Here is a 7,750-nt window from a genome sequence, read left to right as displayed (position 1 = left end):
TCACTTGCTCCCACGAAGGGATGACTCCTTCCCCACCCTCAGCACAGAGTTTTATGCCTGTTTGCTACCTCTATCCATTTTGACAGGGAGGGGCCCGGAAGGTCGGCGTCCTTGAGCGCCTTGGCCCAGATCCGCGTGAAGGACGGCCGCCGCAGAATGGCCCCCTTGGCGCCGAGGAGCACGAACGTCTCGTCACCGGGCTTGGCATAGGTATCAAGGGCGGCACTCCGCGCCGCCACGCGGCCCGAGCTTGCGGCCCGCACGCTGCGCGTGCTGCCTGGGGGCCGTTCTCGCGCGCGGTCCGCCACTCGGGCCGCGATCGGGGATGCGCCACCTGTCTTCACACGCTATTCCGTTTTCCCGCACCATTGCCCTACGATCAGCCGCCGTGATGACCTTCTACGACGTGCTTCTCGTCGTTCTCCCTCTGGCCGCTCTCGGCAACGCCATATGGCGCGCCCTCATGAACCCTGGCGCCGCACTTACGACCTTCCGAAACAGATTCCTGGGTACTGGCGTGGCCTTGTTTCTTCTCACCCTGGCCGGTTCGTCTGCCTTCTTCGGTGGTTCCTTCGCCGCCAGCGATGAAACCCTCGATATCACCGTGAAGGTGGGATTCGGGATGATGCTCGGAGCTCTCGTTTGCGTAGTCGCCGAACGGCGAAAGGACAATCATGCCTCCGGCGGGGACACTCGGCTCCGGGATGATCTCGACACGGACACGAAGGCCGTCGATAGCTGAGGTGGAAACCTGATCACCCTGCCCGCCATCGCCCCGGGACAAGCCGAGCGGGCCGACGGAAGATGGGATGATCAGGGGGCGGAGTGCACGCGTATCGCGAGGAACCCCCAGGTCGTGAGCTGATCGTCGGGCCATTAGCGGGCCATTAAGGGGGCAACCACGGTCGCTCGGGACCGGCTTCCCGCGCAGCTCAGTACCCTGTCAAGCCGCGATCGATGCAGTTCCCAAGCTGACAAGCGCGCCTATGACTTCGCTCCCTTGCGCGATCATTGAGCGGTGAGAGCGCGAGTGGACGCCTTCCGATGGCCCGACCTTGAACTCGGGCGGAGTCTCGACGACCCTACCCATGCTTGTGAGCTGCTGGAGATATACGCCGGCCCGCAGGGGGAACCGGGCGAGGAACGGTTCCACGTCACCGTTTGCACTCCATCGGCCCTCGCCGATCAACTGCAACATCACCCCTTTCTCGTAGGCCGCCACTGGCTCTTCGTGCCCGAGCTGCGTCCCGCGGAAGTGACCAAGTGGCTGAGCAACCGGGTAACAGTGCTGGAGGCTCCGACATGGAGCGAACTCGCCGAGAAGATCGGCCGGATCGGATATTGGGAGTTCGAGGACTACGACGGCTGACGCCTCCGGGTGAGGTTGCAGTTCACCGCCGTGCCAGGCGGACCAGTCAAGCACGTTGGTCCAAGTGGAACCGATCAGGAGGGGCAGGATCCGACCTGCCGATGCGGTTGGGCTCCTTCATGCTGCCACCGCACGCATACCACCCTCACGATCGCCCTGCGGTGGTCGGCCTAAGTGCATGGGGGCGATCGAAGGTCTGGGACTTCGTTCCTCAGCCCCCTGGGCATCGGGGTGACGCCAGGCGCTCCCCGTGCCCGTCGCGTGCCCGTCAGGAGGGTGATCAAGGGGGACTCACGGGGCATCGCGGGTCCTCGAAACACTCCCCCGCAGGTCAGCGTTCCCCCAGCCCAGACACCAAGATCGTTAGAGGCTTCCCAAGCTGACAGCGCGGGTTCGATTCCCGTCACCCGCTCTATATGCATCACTGCCCCGACCAGGTAATCCCTTGATCGCTTCCTGGAATCTCGATCTTCAAGGGCTCACCGTGGGCTCACGCGACCGTGAACGATCTCTCGGATTCCCTTTGGCTGAGTCTCTGACCGGCTGAAACTTGCCGCGTGGCACGTATCGAGACCCGCGTCCGTAAGGACGGAAGGACCAAGACCTATCGAGTCCAGTGGCGCCTGGGCGGCAGTCGGGACGGCGAGTGGCAGTCGGAGACCTTCGATCAGAAGGCTCTCGCGGTGACCTTCAAGCTGGCCGTGGAAGCGTGTGGGCACCACTGGCCCGAGAGATGGATCCGCGGCTACGGATGGGCCCCGCTCACACCGGAGCCGATCACCGAAGCGCAGGCCGAGCCGATCCTGTTCGACTACGTGTCCAGCCTGTCCGGCATAGAAGAGCGGACCCGACACGACTATCAGCGCGACCTGCGCAACCACATCCTGCAGACTTTCGGCGACCTGGACATCCGTGATGGGACAGCGCTGGATCGCACGCTCGCGCGTACCTGGGTCGACCTGCTGCAGAACGGCGTACGCGACCCAGCCGATCCCACGCGGTGGCGACGGCGCCCGCTGGAGTGCCTCGCAACAAGCCTGGTCGAGCCCGCGTAGGTCCCACCAGCCGAGAACGCTTCGCCCCTGCTCCCGTCCTGGCGAATCTGTTCCTGCACTATGCGTGGCATTCAGACTGTATTGCCGCCAATCGCGTTGTTAGCGTGCCGCCTACTTTCGGAAACACAACTACAGAGATCGAGCACCGAAGCTGACAAAGTCGCCGCCCTGGTCGCTCTGATCACCAGCCACTTGCCCGGCGAGCGCCGCCATTTACCAGGTCAGGCACATATGAGGCTGCGGCAACCGCAGGAGCCCCTTGAAGGCTCCTGACCGGTGGCCTAGCACCTCACCGCCCCATTCTCCCGTACTTGGCCTGCCCCCTCCTTGTCCGTAACCGATTGCCGCGGAGGCTCGGCGGGCAGAGGTCGCTTTCGAGACAGCCAGCGGGTAAAATCCCGCGCCCCTTGGGGGTGGCGTGTGTGCGAATACTTTGCGAGTCCAGAAACGGTCGTGAAGGAAAGGCCGTAACGGATTTCGGGCCGTAGCGCCCCAAACAAGAAGTCCCTGCTCAGCCCCCACGAAACCTTTTTGGACCGATACATCATCTGTTGTCTCTAAATTTCCAAATATTTCCCCATATATTGACGGCTCATTAGATCTCATGTCAGATGCAGGAAGCTCCGTCTTCCTCCCTTCCTGATCACCGCGGAGCGACGCCTGAGATCTCTGGGGAGATCTCGTACACCCCCCGGCGGCCGACGTATCCCCAGTCGCGGCCGCCTGCCCAGAAGGAGCACTGCGTGAAACGCAAAGTCGCGTTAGCGCTCGTCGCGAGCACCACCAGCGTGCTCGTGGCGATGTCGGGCTCGATCGCCTCGGGACAGACCGCCCAGGCCGCACAGACCGCCGCACCCCCGGACCCCGCCACCGCGGCCGTCCAGGCGGCCGATCGCCTGGTGGAGTCCGAGCCCGGCGTTCTGCGTGCCTCGCCCAAGGACGACTTCGTCCGCCAGGGCTTGACCGCGGGCCAGGGCGGCCTCAACTACGTCTCCTACACCCGTACCCACGCCGGCCTGCCGGTGCGCGGCGGCGACTTCGTCGTCGTGACCAACTCCGCGGGCGGTGTGCTGAGTACGTCCGTCGCGCAGACCCAGCCGCTGGACGTCGGGACGAAGCCGTCCATCAGCGCCGACCAGGCGGCCGGCATCGCGCGCGCCCTGGTTCCCGAGGTCTCCTCGGTCTCCGCGCCGCAGCTCAGCGTCTTCGCCGAGGGCGCAGGACGCCTGGCGTACGAGGTCCGGGTCGTCGGCGCCGACAAGGGCCGCGAGACGAAGCTGCACGTGTTCGTCGACGCCCTCAGCGGCCAGGTCATCGAGAAGTCCGACGAGGTGATGGCCGGCACGGGCAACAGCTACTACAACGGCAACCCGGTCACCATCGGCACCTCAGGCTCGAACAACAGCTTCTCGATGACGGACCCGGTCCGTACGGGCATCCGATGCGGAGGCCAGAACGGCACGGCGTTCACCGGCACCGACGACAACTGGGGCAACGGCTCCGGTACGGACCTGGAGACCGCCTGCGTGGACGCGCTGTTCGCGGCGGGCAAGGAATGGGACATGCTCAGCTCCTGGCTGGGCCGTGACGGCATCAACGGCACCGGCGGCGGCTTCCCCGCCCGTGTCGGCCTCAGCGACGTCAACGCGTACTGGAACGGCAGCTTCACTAACTTCGGCCGCTCCCAGGACAGCCAGCGCCAGGTCACCCCGATCGACGTCGTGGCGCACGAGTACGGCCACGCCATCTTCCAGACCACCCCCGGCGGCTCGACCGGCAGCAACGAGAAGGGCGGCCTGAACGAGTCGACAGGCGACATCTTCGGCGCGCTCACGGAGTGGTTCGCCAACGAGCCCGCCAACCTCGACCCGCCGGACTACAGCGTGGGCGAAGAGGTCAACCTGGTGGGCAGCGGCCCGATCCGCTACATGCACCAGCCGTCGCTGATCTCCGGCAACCCGAACTGCTTCTCCGCCTCGGTGCCGAACATGGAAGTCCACGCGGCCGCCGGCGTCCAGAACCACTGGTTCTACCTGCTGGCCGAGGGCACCAACCCGACCAACGGCCAGCCGGTCAGCCCGACCTGCAACTCCACCACCCTGACCGGGCTGGGCCCGCGTAAGGCCGGCCAGATCTTCATGGGCACGCTGCTGCGCAAGACGGCGACGTGGACCCACTCGCTGGCCCGCAAGGCGTCGCTGGAGGCCGCGATCCAGCTGTTCCCCGGCTCCTGCGCCGAGTACAACGCCGTCAAGGCCGCATGGCTGGCCGTGAGCGTGCCGGCCGCCACGGGCGAGCCGGCCTCGTGCTCGGCGGGTCCCGACTTCTCGATGACCCTGAACCCGACGTCGGCGACCGTACAGCCGGGTCAGCAGGCGACCACGACCGTGAGCACGGCGACGACCACGCCGCCCGCGCAGACGGTGACCTTCGCGGCCTCCGGCCTGCCTCCGGGCGGCTCGGCGGCGTTCAACCCGCCGAGCGTGACCTCGGGCGGTTCCTCCACGCTGACCATCACGGTCCCGGCGGGCACCCCCAGCGCCACCTACAACGTCATCGTCACCGGTGACGGCACCTCGGTGGACCGCACGGCCCCGTTCACCCTGAACGTGGGCACGGTCAGCAACGTGGTCTTCAACGACACGTTCGAGACCGCCCTGGGCTGGACCACGAACGCCTCCGGCACCGACACCGCCACCTCCGGCGCCTGGGAGCGGGGTGACCCGGCCGCCACGAGCTCCGGCGTCGGCCTGCAGCTCGGCACCACCGTCAGCGGCGTCAACGACCTGGTGACCGGCCGCCTGGCCGGCAGCTCGGCGGGCACCTACGACGTCGACGGCGGCGTCACGAGCGTCCGCTCGCCGGAGATCGTGCTACCGTCCGGGACGCTCACCCTGACCCTGTCGTGGTACCTGGCGCATCTCAACAACGCGAACAGCGCCGACTACTTCCGCGTGCGGGTCGTGTCCGGCGCGACGAACACGGTCGTGCTGCAGCAGCTCGGCTCGGCCGCCAACCGGGCCGGCGCCTGGCAGCCCGCGACGATCAACCTGTCCTCCTACGCCGGACAGACCATCCGGCTGCTGATCGAGACAGCCGACGCGGGTACGGCCAGCCTGATCGAGGCGGGCGTGGACGACGTGAAGATCACGCGTTCCTGACCGCCATCCCGTAGCGGTCCCGGCGCCTGGCGGGGTGCCGGGACCGCGCTTTCGCTCGTACCGCCGGGACATGTCCATGAAAACGCTTCGTCCTCGGGGACGGCGCTGTGGTTTCTCGACCGCAGGTCTTTGCTCCTGCGTTACCACGAACGGCGCGGCCTGATCCCCGAACCTGAGCGTCCCAGCAAGGTGGAGAGCACCGTCGAAGGCAGCGCGCCGCCGTCGGCGAACGGTCGTCGGCGGAGGAGGGCTTCGGCCGTCTCCGGGGGGACGCCGGCCTCGCCGAGAACCTGTACGGCGTGCTCGATGGGAAGCAGATCGAGCCAGCGGAGCACCGCCACGCGGTGGGCGCCGGCAGCCAGCTCGCCATGTACCCGGAGCCTGGCCAAGCCGCCGTCGGGGTGGATGCTCAGCCGGACATGCGTCCAGCGCCGCCGGTCGGCCACCTCGAACGGGTTCTCGGTGTCGCCCTTGATCGCGGTCTTCGCCACGATCGTCTCCCAGGTCGCCCGCTCCAGTTCGGCCGGTGACGGCGCCCCCTCGACGCTGGTCGCCTCCACCGAGGCGTACGGCGGATGGTTCCCTCTGAACCAGGCGGTGTCGATCACCACGCCGTCGCCGATCCTTGGCAGTTATTGGGAGCGGGGAGGGGAATGGGCGAGGCGGTCGTGAACCAAGCGCTGTCGTTCCGTCGAAAGAGCGCGAGCAGTCATAGCCCTGTCCAGAAGATCAGCATCGAACCCATGTGCCGCCATGTGGTCGAGGAGCGGTTCGTATCGATCGGGCCGATCACGCAAGAGTTCTGTGGCCAACCGTAGTTCCAGGCGAACCACAGGAACACGATGCGAGCCACACGTGATCAAGACGTAGTGCTGCCACGGGCCACGGCCAACGCACTCCATCTCATCGGAGTCGGTCTCCTGCTCAACCGTGCTGATCTCTAAATGGACCCCGTTCACCTCGTACTAGCGAAGTACTGCGAACTCTGGGGGAGCCAAGATGCCGCATACAGACAGGGGAAGGACGAAAGGGCGGCAGCGACCGCGTCCACGTCCTCCCGTCGAGCCAGTAAGAGGTCAACATCTCCGACAGGAAGATGAACACCTTGCAGCAGAGCGGCACTTGTGCCACCCACGCGGTATATCAGGTCGGCCCCCACAGCCCTCAGGGCGGTCAGAGTCGCTTCTAACGCCGACGTTACGTCCACCAGCCGCAGAGATGCCTCACCAGCTCCCATGACGATCAGCGTACCGACCACGAGCCTCCAAGGTCACGACTCTGGTACGGGACATTGGCCAGGGTGACGAGGGGTCAATCACGGTCACGCACGGACTCGTCGACCAGAGCCGAGATCATGGTGGCCCGTACGGTGTCGTGTCCCATGTGTGCGGTGAGGTTCTTGAGCCCCGCGCCCGATTCCGGTGGCGAGCATGTTGCCTGTGTCCTCAGACCGTGGAAGGACAGCCCATATCGCACAGTTCAGACCTTGATGACGATGACGCGTTCGCGGCATAGGGCGGCGAGGTCCTCGGGGTCGGAGGTGAGGACTGTGACGGGGCCGGGTGCAGCGAGGGCGGTGGCGCTGAGCATGGCATCGATGGCGTACTTGTGCCCGTGCAGGCCGGCGTCGGACAGGAGCGTGGCGGCGTGGCGGGCGATCGGTTCGGTGACCGGTTCGATGATAAGACGGGACAGCGTCCACTCCAGGGCCGGCCGGTTGATGCGGGGGTGGACCACCTCGACGAGCGTGGCGGCGGAGGTGATGACGCGGAGGTCGTCGGCGCGGGCGAGAGCGAGCCATGCGGTGACCGCCCGGTCGCGCTGAACGGCCTTGGCCACTCCCTCGCTGTCGAGGACGAGGGTACCGCCGGGGGTGGCGGGAGAACGTGTCACGCGGCGCCCGCTCCACTGCGGGCCTGTCCCTGCCGGGCCTGGTGAAGCTGGTCGCGCAGTGCCTGGACCTCGTCGTCGGTGATGGCTCCGTGCTCGGCCTCGGCGACCTGGATGAGCTCGTTGAGGTTGTCGCGCTCGATCTGTCGGGCGACGGCGGCGGCGACGTAGGCAGACAGGCCAGAAGGGCCGCTCCGGATCCGGGCGGCCTCCGCGATGTCGCGCGGCATAGTGATCGAATACTTGCCGGTGGGCTCGCTCATACTCTCTATCCT

At 66.5% G+C, this 7,750-nt stretch carries 7 protein-coding genes; 4 read left to right on the top strand and 3 right to left on the bottom strand.

Annotated elements, in window-relative coordinates; genetic code table 11:
• Window positions 1-388 precede the first annotated feature (388 nt).
• From ABZ911_RS39515 to ABZ911_RS39500, 4 genes are all read left to right on the top strand, one after another.
• Complete coding sequence (locus tag ABZ911_RS39515) at window positions 389-742, top strand: hypothetical protein (RefSeq protein WP_358068550.1); 354 nt, start codon at window positions 389-391, stop codon at window positions 740-742.
• 288 nt (window positions 743-1,030) lie between these two features.
• Window positions 1,031-1,369: an Imm8 family immunity protein gene (locus ABZ911_RS39510; protein WP_358068547.1), complete on the top strand. Its 339-nt coding sequence runs from the start codon at window positions 1,031-1,033 to the stop codon at window positions 1,367-1,369.
• A gap of 557 nt (window positions 1,370-1,926) precedes the next feature.
• On the top strand, window positions 1,927-2,424 hold the full coding sequence (locus tag ABZ911_RS39505) for a hypothetical protein (protein WP_358068544.1): 498 nt from the start codon (window positions 1,927-1,929) through the stop codon (window positions 2,422-2,424).
• Between the two features lie 743 nt (window positions 2,425-3,167).
• Window positions 3,168-5,585: a M4 family metallopeptidase gene (locus tag ABZ911_RS39500; RefSeq protein WP_358068541.1), complete on the top strand. Its 2,418-nt coding sequence runs from the start codon at window positions 3,168-3,170 to the stop codon at window positions 5,583-5,585.
• 140 nt (window positions 5,586-5,725) lie between these two features.
• Here ABZ911_RS39500 and ABZ911_RS39495 read toward each other — a convergent pair whose 3' ends face one another.
• From ABZ911_RS39495 to ABZ911_RS39485, 3 genes are all read right to left on the bottom strand, one after another.
• The gene (locus ABZ911_RS39495; protein ID WP_358068538.1) at window positions 5,726-6,196 is read right to left on the bottom strand and encodes a hypothetical protein; all 471 of its coding nucleotides are present in this window, start codon (window positions 6,194-6,196) and stop codon (window positions 5,726-5,728) included.
• Window positions 6,197-7,064: 868 nt separating this feature from the next.
• On the bottom strand, window positions 7,065-7,478 hold the full coding sequence (locus ABZ911_RS39490; RefSeq protein ID WP_358068535.1) for a PIN domain-containing protein: 414 nt from the start codon (window positions 7,476-7,478) through the stop codon (window positions 7,065-7,067).
• Window positions 7,475-7,738 carry a CopG family transcriptional regulator gene (locus ABZ911_RS39485; RefSeq protein ID WP_358068532.1) on the bottom strand — a complete coding sequence of 88 codons (264 nt, stop codon included), beginning with the start codon at window positions 7,736-7,738 and terminating at the stop codon, window positions 7,475-7,477. The genes ABZ911_RS39490 and ABZ911_RS39485 overlap by 4 nt, the downstream gene beginning before the upstream one ends.
• Window positions 7,739-7,750 lie beyond the last annotated feature (12 nt).

The organism is Nonomuraea sp. NPDC046570, assembly GCF_040645915.1.
Lineage (GTDB): Bacteria > Actinomycetota > Actinomycetes > Streptosporangiales > Streptosporangiaceae > Nonomuraea.
The sequence above is the reverse complement of the archived record's forward strand: the minus strand, read 5'-3'. Positions and strand labels throughout refer to the sequence as shown.

Coding starts and splice junctions, on each gene's coding strand:
- ABZ911_RS39485 (WP_358068532.1), bottom strand. CDS start 7,738: ATGAGCGAGCCCACCGGCAAGTATTCGATCACTATGCCGCGCGACATC.